This is a genomic window from Calothrix sp. PCC 6303 (assembly GCF_000317435.1).
In the GTDB taxonomy this organism is placed as follows: Bacteria; Cyanobacteriota; Cyanobacteriia; order Cyanobacteriales; family Nostocaceae; genus PCC-6303.
Window position 1 is genome coordinate 5,714,518 of record NC_019751.1, and the last position, 14,358, is coordinate 5,728,875.

General features: G+C 41.6%; 13 protein-coding genes. 10 read left to right on the top strand and 3 right to left on the bottom strand.

What is annotated here, in order from left to right:
* The first annotated feature begins 151 nt into the window (after positions 1-151).
* Positions 152-2,302 carry a glycine--tRNA ligase subunit beta gene (gene glyS / locus CAL6303_RS23150; protein ID WP_015200261.1) on the top strand — a complete coding sequence of 717 codons (2,151 nt, stop codon included), beginning with the start codon at positions 152-154 and terminating at the stop codon, positions 2,300-2,302.
* Between the two features lie 80 nt (positions 2,303-2,382).
* The gene (gene murD, locus CAL6303_RS23155) at positions 2,383-3,813 is read left to right on the top strand and encodes a UDP-N-acetylmuramoyl-L-alanine--D-glutamate ligase (protein ID WP_015200262.1); all 1,431 of its coding nucleotides are present in this window, start codon (positions 2,383-2,385) and stop codon (positions 3,811-3,813) included.
* 242 nt (positions 3,814-4,055) lie between these two features.
* On the opposite strand, the gene CAL6303_RS23160 is transcribed toward murD, so the two are convergent.
* Both CAL6303_RS23160 and CAL6303_RS23165 read right to left on the bottom strand, forming a co-directional pair.
* Complete coding sequence (locus tag CAL6303_RS23160; RefSeq protein WP_238993731.1) at positions 4,056-4,217, bottom strand: hypothetical protein; 162 nt, start codon at positions 4,215-4,217, stop codon at positions 4,056-4,058.
* 84 nt (positions 4,218-4,301) lie between these two features.
* A complete protein-coding gene (locus tag CAL6303_RS23165; RefSeq protein WP_015197667.1) occupies positions 4,302-5,642 on the bottom strand; it encodes an IS4 family transposase in 1,341 nt (446 codons plus the stop codon).
* A gap of 368 nt (positions 5,643-6,010) precedes the next feature.
* Here CAL6303_RS23165 and CAL6303_RS23170 point away from each other — a divergent pair, with 368 nt between their 5' ends.
* From CAL6303_RS23170 to hemB, 8 genes are all read left to right on the top strand, one after another.
* Entirely contained in the window at positions 6,011-7,090 is a 1,080-nt protein-coding gene (locus tag CAL6303_RS23170; protein WP_015200263.1) for an AAA family ATPase, read from the top strand.
* 43 nt (positions 7,091-7,133) lie between these two features.
* Entirely contained in the window at positions 7,134-7,397 is a 264-nt protein-coding gene (locus tag CAL6303_RS23175; protein WP_015200264.1) for a hypothetical protein, read from the top strand.
* 14 nt (positions 7,398-7,411) lie between these two features.
* Positions 7,412-7,858 carry an HNH endonuclease gene (locus CAL6303_RS23180; RefSeq protein WP_015200265.1) on the top strand — a complete coding sequence of 149 codons (447 nt, stop codon included), beginning with the start codon at positions 7,412-7,414 and terminating at the stop codon, positions 7,856-7,858.
* Between the two features lie 31 nt (positions 7,859-7,889).
* Positions 7,890-10,244 carry an AAA family ATPase gene (locus tag CAL6303_RS23185; protein ID WP_015200266.1) on the top strand — a complete coding sequence of 785 codons (2,355 nt, stop codon included), beginning with the start codon at positions 7,890-7,892 and terminating at the stop codon, positions 10,242-10,244.
* 256 nt (positions 10,245-10,500) lie between these two features.
* Positions 10,501-11,292, top strand: coding sequence for a GTP-binding protein (locus tag CAL6303_RS23190; protein ID WP_015200267.1), 792 nt, complete (start codon positions 10,501-10,503; stop codon positions 11,290-11,292).
* On the top strand, positions 11,289-12,098 hold the full coding sequence (locus CAL6303_RS23195) for a metallophosphoesterase family protein (protein WP_015200268.1): 810 nt from the start codon (positions 11,289-11,291) through the stop codon (positions 12,096-12,098). The genes CAL6303_RS23190 and CAL6303_RS23195 overlap by 4 nt, the downstream gene beginning before the upstream one ends.
* Positions 12,099-12,222: 124 nt before the next feature.
* Positions 12,223-12,978 carry a hypothetical protein gene (locus CAL6303_RS23200; RefSeq protein WP_015200269.1) on the top strand — a complete coding sequence of 252 codons (756 nt, stop codon included), beginning with the start codon at positions 12,223-12,225 and terminating at the stop codon, positions 12,976-12,978.
* A gap of 65 nt (positions 12,979-13,043) precedes the next feature.
* Positions 13,044-14,060 (top strand): porphobilinogen synthase, encoded by a 1,017-nt coding sequence (hemB, locus tag CAL6303_RS23205; protein ID WP_015200270.1) that lies wholly within the window; start codon positions 13,044-13,046, stop codon positions 14,058-14,060.
* 40 nt (positions 14,061-14,100) lie between these two features.
* Here hemB and CAL6303_RS31560 read toward each other — a convergent pair whose 3' ends face one another.
* A complete protein-coding gene (locus tag CAL6303_RS31560; protein ID WP_255348435.1) occupies positions 14,101-14,235 on the bottom strand; it encodes a hypothetical protein in 135 nt (44 codons plus the stop codon).
* Positions 14,236-14,358 lie beyond the last annotated feature (123 nt).

Genomic DNA, 14,358 nt, shown 5'->3' on the forward strand with positions numbered 1-14,358 from the left:
ATTCTTGAATTCCGAGCAATTTCAAAAAGTGGGGGTTCTGAAACTCAACTTGTAAAATCTCAAATAATTCAATTGCGATTCTATTGCACGCAGTCAGTACATGAATAATCCGGTAAACTGGTGAAATTGACTGCATGTAAATAGAATCCTTATGGCAAATTTTTTATTGGAAGTTGGTACAGAAGAACTACCTGCAAGTTTTGTTGCTGGGGCAATTTCTCAGTGGAGAGAGCGGATTCCTGCAAGTTTGGCAGAAAATAGTTTAGAAGCTGCATCTATTCAAGTTTATGGAACTCCAAGACGATTAGCGGTGTTGATTACTGGTTTACCGATGCAACAACCAGATAAGGAGGAGGAAATCAAAGGACCTCCTGCACAAGCTGCTTTTAAAGATGGTCAACCGACACCTGCTGCTTTGGGATTTGCGAAGAAGCAAGGGGTTGATGTGGCTAGCTTTGAGGTGAGGCCTACTGAAAAAGGTGACTTTATTTTTGTTAAAAAGTTAACTTCTGGTCGTCCAATAAGTGAGATATTTACGGAGTTGGTTCCCCAGTGGATATTTAACCTGGAAGGAAAGCGGTTGATGCGCTGGGGTAATGGAGATATGCGGTTTTCCCGTCCGATACGTTGGTTGGTGACACTGTTAGATGATGTGGTGTTACCGATTGTGTTGGAAAATGGGGCAGATGTGGTGAAGAGCGATCGCATATCGCGGGGACACCGGGTTTTACATCCAGCAAATTTGACGATTCCCACGGCAACTAGTTATGTGGATGTTCTCAGGGACGGTTATGTGGTTGTGGATGCGGAAGAACGCACAGATACCATCACCCAACAGGTGCAAGCAGCAGTGCAAAGTTTGGGGGGAACTACGGAAATATATCCTGATTTGTTGGCAGAGGTGATTCATTTGGTGGAATACCCTTCGGCTGTTGTTGGAAAGTTTGAACCGAAGTTTTTGGAGTTGCCCACGGAAGTAATTACTACGGTGATGGTGACACATCAGCGTTATTTTCCGGTATTTAAAGGCGATAATTCTCAGGAATTACTGCCTAATTTTATTACTGTTTCTAATGGGAATCCTGCGAAAGCAAGCATTATTGCGGATGGAAATGCCAGGGTAATCAGAGCAAGATTAGCAGATGGAGAATATTTCTACCAAAAGGATTTAGAAAAACCGCTAGAAAGTCTTTTATCAAAGTTGGAAAAGGTGACTTTCCAAGAAGATTTGGGTTCAGTCAGACTCAAAGTTGATCGGATTGGGGAAAATGCCGGATTGATTTGTAGTCAATTGAATTTAGGGGAAGTGGAAACTCAGCAAAGCTTACGTGCAGCTTTACTTTGCAAAGCTGATTTAGTGAGTCAGATGGTGTATGAATTCCCCGAACTTCAAGGGGTAATGGGGGAAAAATATGCAGCCAAAAGTGGTGAAGATACAGCAGTTGCTAAAGCAATTTTTGAGCATTATCTTCCCAGAAATGCTGATGATGATTTACCTGCAACATTAACGGGTCAAATTATCGCTTTAGCTGATAAGCTGGACACTTTAACTAGTATTTTTGGTTTGGGATTAATTCCTAAAGGTTCTTCAGATCCCTTTGCTTTAAGACGTGCTGCCAATGCCATCGTTAATATTACTTGGTCAGGTAATTTAGCGATTAACTTACTTCAGCTATTATCCCAAATTTCTCAAAACTTTGCCCAAGCATATAGTAAAGATGCAGCAACTTTAACTAATCATCTCAAAGACTTCTTTCTTCAACGTGTTCGCACATTACTCCAAGATGAAAGAAAAATCGATTATGACCTAGTAAACGCCGTTTTAGGCGAAAATGACCGAGAATACGCCGAACGCGCCTTAGAAGATCTCTTAGATGTTCGCAACCGTGCAGTATACTTGCAGCAAATCCGTAACGATGGCACCCTGGAAAAAATCTACGAAACCGTCAACCGTTCCACCAGATTAGCAGCCCAAGGCAACCTAGACACCCAACAACTACAACCAACCGATGTTGTGAAAACTGTACTATTCCAAAAAACATCCGAACAAACATTTTACGATGCCCTAATTAACCTATTACCACAGACCGAAGCCGCCAAGCGATCGCGTGATTACCAACAACTAGTCACAGCATTGGAAAATGCAGCACCAACAGTTAGTAGCTTTTTTGATGGTGCTGATAGTGTCTTGGTAATGGATGCAAATCCTGACATCAAAGCCAACAGACTAAATTTACTCGGTTTACTGCGAAATCATGCCCGTGTTCTCGCTGATTTTGGCTGTATCGTCAAAAATTTGTAGTAAATATGAAAAAAATGTGCGGATGTAGCAAATAAACGCTAATATATGAAGGCTTAACCAGGGTTCTAGTGCTACAGTCTATGTCCAAAGCTCATGTAATTGGATTCGGAAAGTCCGGTGTTGCTGCGGCAAGATTGTTGAAGCGGGAAGGTTGGGAGGTGACTTTGAGCGATCTTAATACCTCCCCTGTCCTCTCCGCACAACAAGAAAAACTTGCTGCTGAAGGAATTACCGTAAAACTCGGTTATTCCTTAGATTTTGGCGAATCCCAATTACCCCAGTTGATTGTAGTTAGTCCTGGTGTACCTTGGGACATCCCCACATTACTGAAAGCGCGAGAATTAAATATCGAAACCATCGGTGAAATGGAATTAGCATGGAAATACTTAAACCATGTTCCCTGGGTAGGAATCACAGGTACCAATGGTAAAACTACCACCACATCCCTGATTGCTGCTATCTTTGCCAAAGCAGGTTTAAACGCTCCCGCCTGCGGTAACATCGGCTATGCTGCCTGCGAGGTGGCTTTGGAATATGCAGGAAATAAGCAAAAGTCAGAACAAGAGAATGAAAAAGTAGGGGAGTTAGTTCCCCCTGCCTCTGATGAAAAGTCTTTAGATTGGGTAATTGGTGAAATTAGCAGTTATCAAATTGAATCTTCCTCCACCCTTGCACCCCGTATCGGCATCTTCACAACATTTACACCAGATCATTTAGCTCGTCACAAAACAATAGAGAATTATTACAATATCAAAGCCAAGCTATTACAACATTCCCAACTCCAAATCATTAACGGGGATGATGTAAACTTGAAAAAAATCGGTTTAAAAGATTGGTCAGATGCTTACTGGACAAGCATCCAAGGGGAAGAATCCCTAATTGGCGAAAAAGGTTTCTACATTGAAGATGGTTGGATTATCGAGAAACTCACATCCATACCCAAAAAAGTTATCAAAACATCTACACTGCGAATGCTTGGTTCCCACAACCTGCAAAACCTCCTCATGTCAGTGGCAGCAGCAAGACTCGCAGGAATTGAACCCGAAATTATCTCCCAAGCAATCACGGAGTTTCCCGGTGTTCCCCACCGCATCGAACATATCTGCACTTGGGAAGGAATTGACTTCATCAACGATAGCAAAGCAACCAACTACGAAGCAGCAGAAGTTGGTTTAGGATCCATGACAAGTCCCACAATTCTCATCGCTGGTGGTGAGGCAAAAGAAGGCGATGATTCCGCCTGGATTGCTAAGATTAAAGAGAACGCGATCGCTGTTTTGCTCATCGGTAATGCTGCATCCCAATTTGCTCACAGACTTGAGGTGTCAAATTACACAAGCTATGAGATAGTTGAAACAATGGCGAATGCAGTCAAACGCTCTTCAGAGATAGCAAAAGAAAAACAAGCTTCAGTAGTATTACTATCACCAGCTTGTGCTAGTTTTGACCAATATCCCAACTTTGAAATCCGTGGTGATGACTTTCGGAAACTCTGTTTAGAATTACATTAATGTCCCAGAAACCTTGTTTTTCGACAACTCAGCATGATGATTTTTGATTTGACAACTAAAACCGGGTTTCACTCGAAGATGCGAAGTCGTGAAAAACCGAATTTATTTTGTGAGAGGATAAGGTTACGGCGGGTTGATTTGTCTGCGTAGAAAACCCGGTTTTTGGAATTATGCGATCGCTTACCCCCTACATCAAGCCTAAAGCCTTAAATTTGAACCTGGAAACAGAGAATCAGAGTTCCTTATACAGATTCCTCATCCTCTTCATCTTCCCCATCATCCAATAATTCTGTCGCTTTGCCACCCAATAAACCAAAAATAGCCCCGACTCCTGTTTGCCATGTTGCAGTAAAATTTTCTAGCGATCGCACCTGATATTCTGATAATTTAGGTTGAGACGACAACCACAAAGATGTGCTGCCAGAACCCAGAGTTAGAAATATAACAGTCGAGAAAACTAACAGGAAAGCAGCAATACCTCTGCCAAATTAAGAGGATTCAACACCCGTAGAAACGTGATGAATACGCCCTAAAGAAGTAAGCTTGGCAAAAATCTGGGTTAATAAAATAGGCTCAGGAATTTCTGGAAGCATTTTTAAGATTTCATGAACATATCGAAAACCACGGTAATGAGCCTTAAGGTCAATAATGCCGGAGTCGGGATTCAGGATGCGGAAATCAGCGAGAAGATGATGAGATAAATTAACCATAAAGAATGCTAGATTAGCAGCATTAGTCACCGCAGTTTGACCGATGTTCATAAAGTCTTCCAATCCCCAAAATTGCTTGGCATCACGGAAGTTAAACTCGATCTGAAAGCGTAGTTTGTAGTAGTCAATTATTTTCTCAGATGACAACTTTAGGTCACTAGAAAACAGAATTACGTGACTGCGAGCATTAGTTTTCAGATTTGTTTTCACCAAAATAACTACATTCAGGGACTGGGCAAATTCTTTGTGCAGTAAAGTAGCTTGGTAACTATCGGTTTGGATATCCTCTTCGATACTACTTTGACGCAAATATTCATCAGAAATATTACGCCAGTCTAGTTTATCTCCGTATTTACGGCGTGAACGATGATTAGGGTCAGGATTTTGGTAAGGTATGTATAATGCTGAATCGTGGCGTAACTTGGAAATTATATGTAAGTTGACCTGTCGAGCCATCTGCAAAGCATTATTGTTTCCAAAATGACCATCTAAGACTAAGTAAGTCAGTGGGATAAAGTTAGCTACCAGCTTGACTAGCTCATTAATCATCTTCTTAATTCTGAGTAATTCAGACGTAAGAATTACTTCGGTCTTGTTTTTATTTTTACTCCCTTTTGGTCGTCCACGTCCACGTTTTTCTTTGGCTTTTATTTCTGGTCTTAACGATACGCTACTTTTTTCTATATCGTTCTTTATTACCTGTTCTATCTGAATTGGAAATGAGTGCCTTTGTTCAACACTTACTAATGATAATGTAAAGAAAGATAACCCTGATATTGGCTTACTTACTAGGCTGGAAAAGAATCTATCCAACCCATAAGTTTTTTTCCCGGATTTACTTACTACAACTTCATCTCCTGCAAGTAAATACACCTCATTCGCACGGAACAAATGCTTGCGGAAAAATAGCCAAAACAATGTCGCCCAAGGGATTACCGTATGAAAAAATCTCAACATCGTCCGATAACTACCACCACTACCTGTCCAACGAGAAATTCCCAACATAGTGACTCGCCCGCTCATCGCTAACATTGCCAAGATTATTTGGTTCAATTGCTTCATCGTTGTAGCGTTTATCTGCGGCAGGAAGCATTGTAACAATGATAAAATGTCAAGCATGGGCGCACATAGTGGTTTTTGAGTTGTCGTTGTGAGAGACAATAACTCTACTACGAAACGCCCTACCTCTTCCTCTTCATCCTCTTACTTTGGCGAAGGTATTGAAGCAGGAGAAATATTTTGTTTACGCATGATTTTATTTTTGCCATCAACTCTATAACCTCAATTAGAAGCGAAAGATAGCTGACTTCTTGGTTGGGGAAACAGCCGATATAATTTCTCTGTAACTCAACTTTTATCGACGGAAAATCAATATCTAGCGTATGTGGTTAAGTATTGGTTGAACAAGAATCATGGGGAACTCGCCCATAACTCAGCCATTCACTGATATAAAACATATATGTTCCTTAATTGCCTGATGCAAATGAATGACGCGATCGCTTAAAGTATCCCCTGAGTATATACAAAAAGTAAAGTCAGCCTTACAAGCCAATGGCTACCCTAGTCAGCAGTCTTTAGCTAGCGGTGTTGGTTTAGCGCTTTCCACAGTCAAAAACTTCCTTGCCGGGAAACCTGTGGAATATCTTAATTTCATTGAAATCAGCGAAAAACTGGGTTGTGATTGGCAAAAAATAGCTGACAAGCAACCAGGAAACGGAACATCTTCAACAAAAAACGAAACCTCACCCTTTATTACAGGTTTACCGATTATTCAACCTCACCAATTTTTTGGACGTGAGAAGGAATTAAAACGGTTATTTAACCTCCTCAAACGTCATCCCCTGCAAAATGCCGCAATTATCGGTAAAAGAAGAATTGGTAAAACCTCGCTGCTGCATTACCTAAAAAGTATTACCACTGCCCCAATAGAACAATTACGTCCAAATCAAAAGTCTGATTGGCTACAAAACCCCGAAATCTATAAGTGGATTTTCGTAGACTTTCAAGACTCGCGTATGGCAAGCAGAGAGAACTTTTTGGGTTATATTCTCGAATCTTTAGGAATGCAACTACCAAATCCTTGTAATTTAGATAACTTCATGGATTTACTTAGCGGTAATTTGCGAAACCCCACAGTTATTCTACTTGACGAAATCGGCGTAGGTTTACAACGTTGTCCTCAATTAGACGATGAATTTTGGGAAACTTTGCGTTCTTTAGCAACTAACCAGACAGATGGTAATCTCGCGTTTATTTTAGCAACCCACGAATCACCAATTGATTTAGCCCGCAGTAACGGACATAGTTCACCATTCTTCAATATTTTTGGCTACACGGCAACCTTGGGAAGCTTCAAAGAACAAGAAGCACAAGAATTAATTGCTAGTTCTCCAATTCCTTTTCCTGAAGATGATGTGGAGTGGATAATTCAACAAAGTCAACATATACCTTTGTTACTACAAATTCTCTGTCGGGAAAAATTATTTACTCTAGAAGATCGAGATGATAATAATTGGCGTGAGGAAGCAATGGAACAAATACAACCATTTATGCATTTGTTAGATTGATTCATCATCAAACTAGAACCACTTTGCAGGAGAAACATAACCTATGACTACAAATTTACCTATTAAACTGGAACATTTACCCGGTAGTTTACCCCTAGATAATGCAATTCGGATTGAGTTAGTCGAAGGAATACCAATATTTCGCGCTTCCAGCTTTGTGCAACAACGAATCGAAACATTGCTAAATAGACAAAAAGATACGTCTCTGACAAACGAGGAAGAAAAAGAATTTGATCGATATGAAGAATTAGATGATTATCTCAGCTTAGTTAATCGGCTGATTAGAAATGCTTCGATTGGGGAATAAGGAGAATTCTGAATTTGTCTGTTAATCGTTATATTAGCGAAGCAACTCAAAATAAAGTTCGTCAACGTGCCAAATATCTGTGTGAATATTGCCATGCATCGGAAAAATGGCAGTACGTACCCTTTACTGTTGACCATGTGATTCCTTTAAATAAAGGAGGTGTAAACTCAATTGAAAATTTTGCTTTAGCCTGTTTTCACTGCAACCGTCAAAAATCAGATAAAGTCATTGTTATTGAAGAGGCAACAGGTGCAGAAGTTGTTTTATTTAACCCTCGAATTGATTACTGGGAAGAACACTTTATTTGGTCGGCAGATGCATTAAGGATCATTGCTTTAACAGCAACTGGACGAGTAACAGTTGCAACATTAGCATTTAATCGAGAACGAATCATTAATATTCGTGCTGCTGATAAAGAAATTGGACGACATCCACCAAGTGATGACCCAATTCAAGTTTAACAAACGAGCATCGCTAATAATCTAAAATTGCATGACCACGCCCATTGACTACACCAAAATCTACACCCACGCACCCGAACAACACCCAAATCTCATCCTTGGTAGTTTGCAATTACTATTTTGGATGTTCTTTCGCCCCACCGCATGGCGCAATCACCTCAAGCGCATAGATCCAATTCTTGACAGTAATACCTCACTGATTGGAATACTGCGAAGTAATCGCAACATACTCAAAAAAGCTGCACTTTGGAAATTTCTATTCCAAGGTTTTGTGCTTTTACCTGTTTTGCTGACAATAGTTACACGACTAGCAGTTACTCTTATCCTAATTGCATTTGGTATGTCGCCAGAGCTAGTAATTGATTTTGTGACGGTCTGCGTAGCGGTCGGCGTGGCTTACGGCATGGTGGTCGGCGTGGTGGGAGGCGTAGCGGAAGGCGTGGTCGGCGTGGCTTACGGCATGGTGGGAGGCGTGGCAGTCGGCGTGGCTTACGGCGTGGTGGGAGGCGTGGCTTTCGGCGTGGTGGTCGGCGTGGCTTACGGCATGGCGGTCGGCGTGGTGATTGGCGTGGTGATTGGCGTGGTGGTCGGCGTGGCTTTTGGCATGGCGGAAGGCGGGGCTTTTGGCGTGGCTTACGGCATGGCGGAAGGCGTGGCGGTCGGCATGGCGGTCGGCGTGGGATTAACTATTCATTCGTGGCGACCATTTATATTTCACCCATTGCTAATAACCTGGAATTTCTGGCTATACCGCCTCCAGCAAGGACTTACTTACAAAAAACCCAGTTTACTAAGCTTATATCCAGCATTTTGGGATGAATGGTCGTATATCCCATTTCCAGAACTAGATAAGCATTTATTGCTGGTTATCAACCGTAATCCAGAGGAAGGAAAAGCCGCAATTAAATATCTGGCGGTAACTCGCCAACGCTGGGCTGTACAAGCGGTGCAAATTGAACTTGATGCACAAATGTTGGAAGGTTGTCAAAATGTGAATAATATTGCCGAAGTTGCGCCAAGATTAGAAATTGAAGCATCAGAAAGCCCAGTTAATAGTATTTTACGTATTTTCAAACGTATCAGCAAAGACATCCAAAGCGGATTAAAGCAAAATAGCAATTACAACCAGCGTCTAGTTCTCAAATCTGTCACAGATCGCTTGGAAGCACAAATTCCCGAACTGACTCGCAGTGATAATAAATATGCTCCCCGTTTTTATCCCATTGCCCAAAGTTGGCGGGAAATTATCAGTAAATACATAACAGAACTAGCCCAACAAACTGAACTTCGCCAAGAAATCGACTCACCCTACATTCTCGCTGTTCCCCTTACCCAAGAGCAAGAAATTTTCGCCGGACGCGATGACATCGGAACCCGCATCGAACAATTAATTTTAGATCGTCGTCGCCCTCCCTTACTCCTTTACGGACAGCGCCGTATGGGCAAAACTTCCCTCCTCAACAACCTGGGAAAGCTTTTACCCAGTTCCATTATTCCCCTATTTGTTGACTTACAAGGCGCACCCTCATCAGCCAGCGACTACACAGGTTTTCTTTACAACCTCGCCAGAGGAATGATCACCTCAGCCAAAAAAAAAGCTGTCAATCTACCACCTCTCACCCGCGAAACCCTCAGAGATGATCCCTTCACGCAGTTTGATGAATGGCTAGATGAGGTAGAAACTGCATTAGCAGAAAATACCGCTTTGCTAATGCTGGATGAATTCGAGGTACTCGACAGTGCAATTTCCAGAGGACGCTTCGATGAACAAGATGTTTTGGGAATGCTGCGTCACCTAATTCAACATCGCCCCAAGTTCAAGCTGATGCTGGCAGGTTCCCACACAATCGAAGAATATCAACGCTGGGCAAGTTACCTGATTAACGTTCAAGTTGTTCATATTTCCTACCTGAAGGAAAACGAAGCACGGCAATTAATCGAGCGTCCAGTTAAAGATTTTACCCTACGCTACGAACCAAACGCAGTAGAAAGAGTATTACAAATTACTCGCTGTCACCCCTTCTTAGTCCAACTAATTTGTGCCGAAATCGTAGCTTATAAAAACGAACAAGACCCCTCTGTAAGAAGATTAGCAACTTTATCAGATGTGGAAGCCGCAATTCCCGAAGCCTTGGGTACGGGTGCTTTCTTTTTTGCTGATATCCAAAATAACCAAATAGATACAATCCAAAGAGAGATTTTAAAGTTAATTGCCACACAGGGAGAGGGGGCAATCGTTAGTCAACAAACAATAGAACAACATTTTCCTCAAGTATGGCAAAGTACTGTGAGATTACTTATGCAACGGGAATTAATTGAGGAAGCTAGCGGAGGTTATCGTTTCCAAGTCGAGTTGATTCGGCGTTGGTTTCGAGTAAAAACATAAGTCAACAGCCTACTTACAGCACGGCATAAATGAACCAACCATTTAAAATAAGCGGAAAGCATGTTTTATTGGCTTTATTCCTTCTGCCTTCATGTACTAGCTCAGGAAATGTCATACCAAAGGCAAATGCCTAATCATCATCCTGGAACTACTACGATAGAAGGCAAGTTGTTTAAAACTAATAAAAATTTGTAATCTCCCAAATATATAGTCTATTATATAACGATTATCATTATTTGTTAATTATTAAAATTCTATGGGTGTGTCAAAAATTATAGTTGTTGCAGGAACAGTAGGTTCTGGTAAAACTAATTGGATTTATCAGCAATTATCCACCAACTACGATAGATACAACTCATCTAATCAGAAGATACTGTATTTTAGTCCAGGAACAGGAACTGTCCCCATCGATCAAAAACGTTTAGAGTCGGACTTTCCTACAATCAAAGTTTTTCAGGACGGGCAAGAAAGTGATTTTGTCAAGCAATTAGAATCAGCAGACTTTGTTTATATCGAGTTAGGATTTTACTTAGAACTAAACGCTACAGCCCAATTACTAGCAAACTTTCCACACCAAAAAGTAGCAGTTTTACCCCCCAATCTCCAGGATTCTGAGTGGCATTCTTGGGCAGATGAAATCGTGAAGGGGATGAAAATTGATACTTACCAAACTCAAGCTCAAATCTGGCGCGTGCCAACCATTGGACAAGTAATTGATGAGGATAGCTTACAGGAATTTTGGTATGAAATTACTCATCATGCCTATGGAGAAGTGATCCGTGCCAAAGGAATTTTTGATGTCAATGATGGTCGTTCAATCTATGCTGATTATGTTATGGGTATCCCATCAGCGAGTTTTCTCGAATTAGATTTTCCCCGTTATTTAGAAGGAAGACCAAAACGGTTTAGTGGTTTAGAAGTTGTCGGAACATCTTTGAATCAAGCAGCTTTGGCACAAACTTTATCAGATTGCTGTTTGCCGGATGCCATGATTTTACAATATCAACAACAAGTTAAACAGATTTTAGCCGAAGGGATGACACAATGAAAATAGCTGTAATGTCTTGTATTCATAGTAATTATGAAGCTTTGGACGCAGTGTTATTAGATATCGACCAGCAAAAAGCCGAAAAAATCTATTGCTTGGGTGATTTGGTGGGATATGGTCCCTACCCAAATGCAGTAGTTGCTCAAATTCGCTCTTTGGACATTCCCAGCGTCGCAGGTTGCTGGGATGAGGATATTGTTGAAGGTTTAAATTCTTGTGAATGTGGGTTTCCTTCTCTTTTGGCAGAAAAAAGAGGAAAACTCGCCCACGAATGGACAGATAAGGAGATTTATCCCGAAAATCGGGAATTTTTAACCCAGTTGCCTGACATTTTCCAAGAGGGAAATTTAGCTTTTGTCCATGGTAGTCCCCACAGTAATCACGAATATTTATTACCAGAATTAGACGCTTTTGTGGCGTTGGAGCGGGTACTTTCCACAGGTGCAGATGTGCTTTTTTGTGGGCATACTCACGTACCATATGTACGAAATTTAACTGATGGTAATTTGAAAGTGCGGGTAAAAGGTGTTTTGGGAAGCGACGATCAGAGTTTTAATGCACCTTTGAAGCGGATTATTAATGTGGGTTCGGTGGGTGAACCAAGACATGGACGACCAAACGCGACTTATGTGATTTATGATACTGAGACCCAAGTGGTAGATTTGCGGGAAGTTCCCTATAACTATCAAAAGACTTGTGCTGCAATCATTGAGAAGGGTTTGCCGGAGATTTTTGCTTGGCGTTTAGCCCGTGGTTTGGAGTTTGCTGAACGTGCTGATGATCCAACTCATGTTTGTACGAGGTAAGCAGGAAGGGGAATATTTTAACGCAAAGGACGCATTAGGAGCTTTTGCGGCTTCCCGCAGGGTAGGGAATCGCAGAGAAACGCAGAGAGAATTTTATGAGAGTCAAGAGGGAGGAGATTAGAGTATGAAGTGGGCGATTCTAAGCGGGGTTGAGGGTAATTTGGCGGCTTATGAGTCGGTTGTTGCTGATGTTAAGCGGCATCGTGATGTTGAGGCTATTTATATTATTGGTGATTTGGTGGGGGCTACTCCCGAATGTCAGCAGTTGGTGGAGAGGGTGCGTAAACCCCGTGGGGGAGAGTTGGAACCTCTAGTTTGTAAGGGGTGGTGGGAGGAACAGTGTTTAATTTTACATGGTGTCACTGGCGGGGGTGAACCAACGGAGTTGATTGAAAAGTATGGGTTGGAGACAGTAAAGTTATTGTGGGATTATGTGCCGCGTGAGACGGTACGCTGGTTGAGTATGATGGATTTTGGCTTTTTTGAGTTGGATTGTTTGTTGATTCATGGTTCTACCGTTTCTGTAAGTGATGAACTAACTCCACAAACTCCACCGATTCAGATGTTAGATAGGTTGATGCGGATGCAGGCAAATAATTTGTTTTGTGGTCGTTCTGGTTTAAGTTTTTTGTATGAGTTGCAGGGTGGTTCTATTACTTCTGGTTTGACGACTCTTGATGAAAATCTATCTGGGGAGGTAGTGAGTGTTTCTCCTCGTCAAGTTGTGGGAGTGGGAAGTGTGGGAAGGATACCTGGAGAGGCAAGTTATGTACTTTACAATCCTGATGTAAATCATGTGGAGTTCAAGACTGTACTTTATGGAAGTAGCAAGGGGTTCCAAAGTAAGTTGAAGGTTTCACCAGGAAAATCCCAAGTTTAGGTTGTGGGGCAAAAATAGTGTTTAATAACGATTATCATTATTTAATATCTAATTTGTCAAATCCCATGTCATCAGAAAATTTGACTGTAAGTGAAACTTCATCCCCAACACCAATTCAGCGTCCCCGTCGTCTGCGGAGTAGTGCTGCTATCCGGAGGATGGTGCGGGAAAACCACCTAACTGTGGATGATTTAATTTATCCCATGTTTGTGATGGAAGGAGAAGCACAAAAGGTAGAAATATTATCTATGCCGGGATGTTTTCGGTATACTTTGGATTTGTTGCTCAAAGAAATAGCTGAAATATATGCTTTGGGAATTAATGCGATCGCGTTATTCCCTGTCATCCCAGAATCTCGTAAGGATGATTTAGGTACGGAAAGCTACAACCCAGATGGATTAGTGCAGCGTACAGTTAGAGCTATCAAGGAAAATGTCCCGGAAATACTCGTAATTACCGATATTGCCCTTGACCCTTTTACTACTCATGGTCATGATGGCATCATTGATGAGCAAGGTGTGATTCTCAATGATCCAACTGTGGAAATATTGGTAAAAATGGCGATTTCTCAAGCTGCTGCTGGCTCTGATATGGTGGCACCTTCGGATATGATGGACGGTAGAATTGGCGCAATCCGTCAAGCATTAGACGCAGAAGGGTACACAGATGTGCGAATTCTAGCATATTCAGCAAAATACGCCTCTGCCTATTATGGACCGTTTCGGGATGCTTTGGATTCAGCACCGAAGTTTGGAGATAAAAAGACTTATCAGATGGATGCAGCAAATTCTAGGGAGGCAATTAAGGAAGTTGCTTTGGATATTGCTGAAGGTGCAGATATTGTCATGGTGAAACCAGCCTTAGCTTATCTGGATATTATTCGCCAAGTTAAGGACTATACTAATTTACCTGTGGCAGCATATAACGTTAGTGGAGAATATGCCATGATTAAGGCTGCCGCTGCTCAAGGTTGGATTGATGAGAAAAAACTGGTTTTAGAAACCTTGACAAGTATGAAACGAGCAGGTGCTGATTTGATTTTGACTTATTTTGCCAAGGAAGTCGCCTTAATGCTCAAGTAAAAACCCTTTAAACTTCGTCCATAATGAAACCTGGAGTTTTTTAACGATTCAAATCCGTCATTGCGCCTGCCTTACGTCGCAATGATGTAAATTCGTAGTCATTGCGTAACTCCTGTATAGCTTGGACTACCCCTGTTAAGGTGAAGTTTTTTGCAACGTAATAAGGGACTTCCAATTTAAAAAATCCTCATGTGGTGCGAGCTTCTAGCCTGCATTAAACAGGCTAGAAGCCTGTTCCAGCAATGCATCTATTGGGGAATTATTTTGTTGGAAGTCCCTAACAAGGGTTTCAGCTTGT

What these genes read in the sequence shown, in the direction of transcription:
- CAL6303_RS23170 (WP_015200263.1), top strand. Translation starts at nt 6,011, where the DNA reads ATGACGCGATCGCTTAAAGTATCCCCTGAGTATATACAAAAAGTAAAG.
- glyS (WP_015200261.1), top strand. Translation starts at nt 152, where the DNA reads ATGGCAAATTTTTTATTGGAAGTTGGTACAGAAGAACTACCTGCAAGT.
- CAL6303_RS23195 (WP_015200268.1), top strand. Translation starts at nt 11,289, where the DNA reads ATGAAAATAGCTGTAATGTCTTGTATTCATAGTAATTATGAAGCTTTG.
- CAL6303_RS23175 (WP_015200264.1), top strand. Translation starts at nt 7,134, where the DNA reads ATGACTACAAATTTACCTATTAAACTGGAACATTTACCCGGTAGTTTA.
- CAL6303_RS23190 (WP_015200267.1), top strand. Translation starts at nt 10,501, where the DNA reads ATGGGTGTGTCAAAAATTATAGTTGTTGCAGGAACAGTAGGTTCTGGT.
- CAL6303_RS23165 (WP_015197667.1), bottom strand. Translation starts at nt 5,642, where the DNA reads ATGCTTGACATTTTATCATTGTTACAATGCTTCCTGCCGCAGATAAAC.
- murD (WP_015200262.1), top strand. Translation starts at nt 2,383, where the DNA reads ATGTCCAAAGCTCATGTAATTGGATTCGGAAAGTCCGGTGTTGCTGCG.
- hemB (WP_015200270.1), top strand. Translation starts at nt 13,044, where the DNA reads ATGTCATCAGAAAATTTGACTGTAAGTGAAACTTCATCCCCAACACCA.
- CAL6303_RS23200 (WP_015200269.1), top strand. Translation starts at nt 12,223, where the DNA reads ATGAAGTGGGCGATTCTAAGCGGGGTTGAGGGTAATTTGGCGGCTTAT.
- CAL6303_RS23185 (WP_015200266.1), top strand. Translation starts at nt 7,890, where the DNA reads ATGACCACGCCCATTGACTACACCAAAATCTACACCCACGCACCCGAA.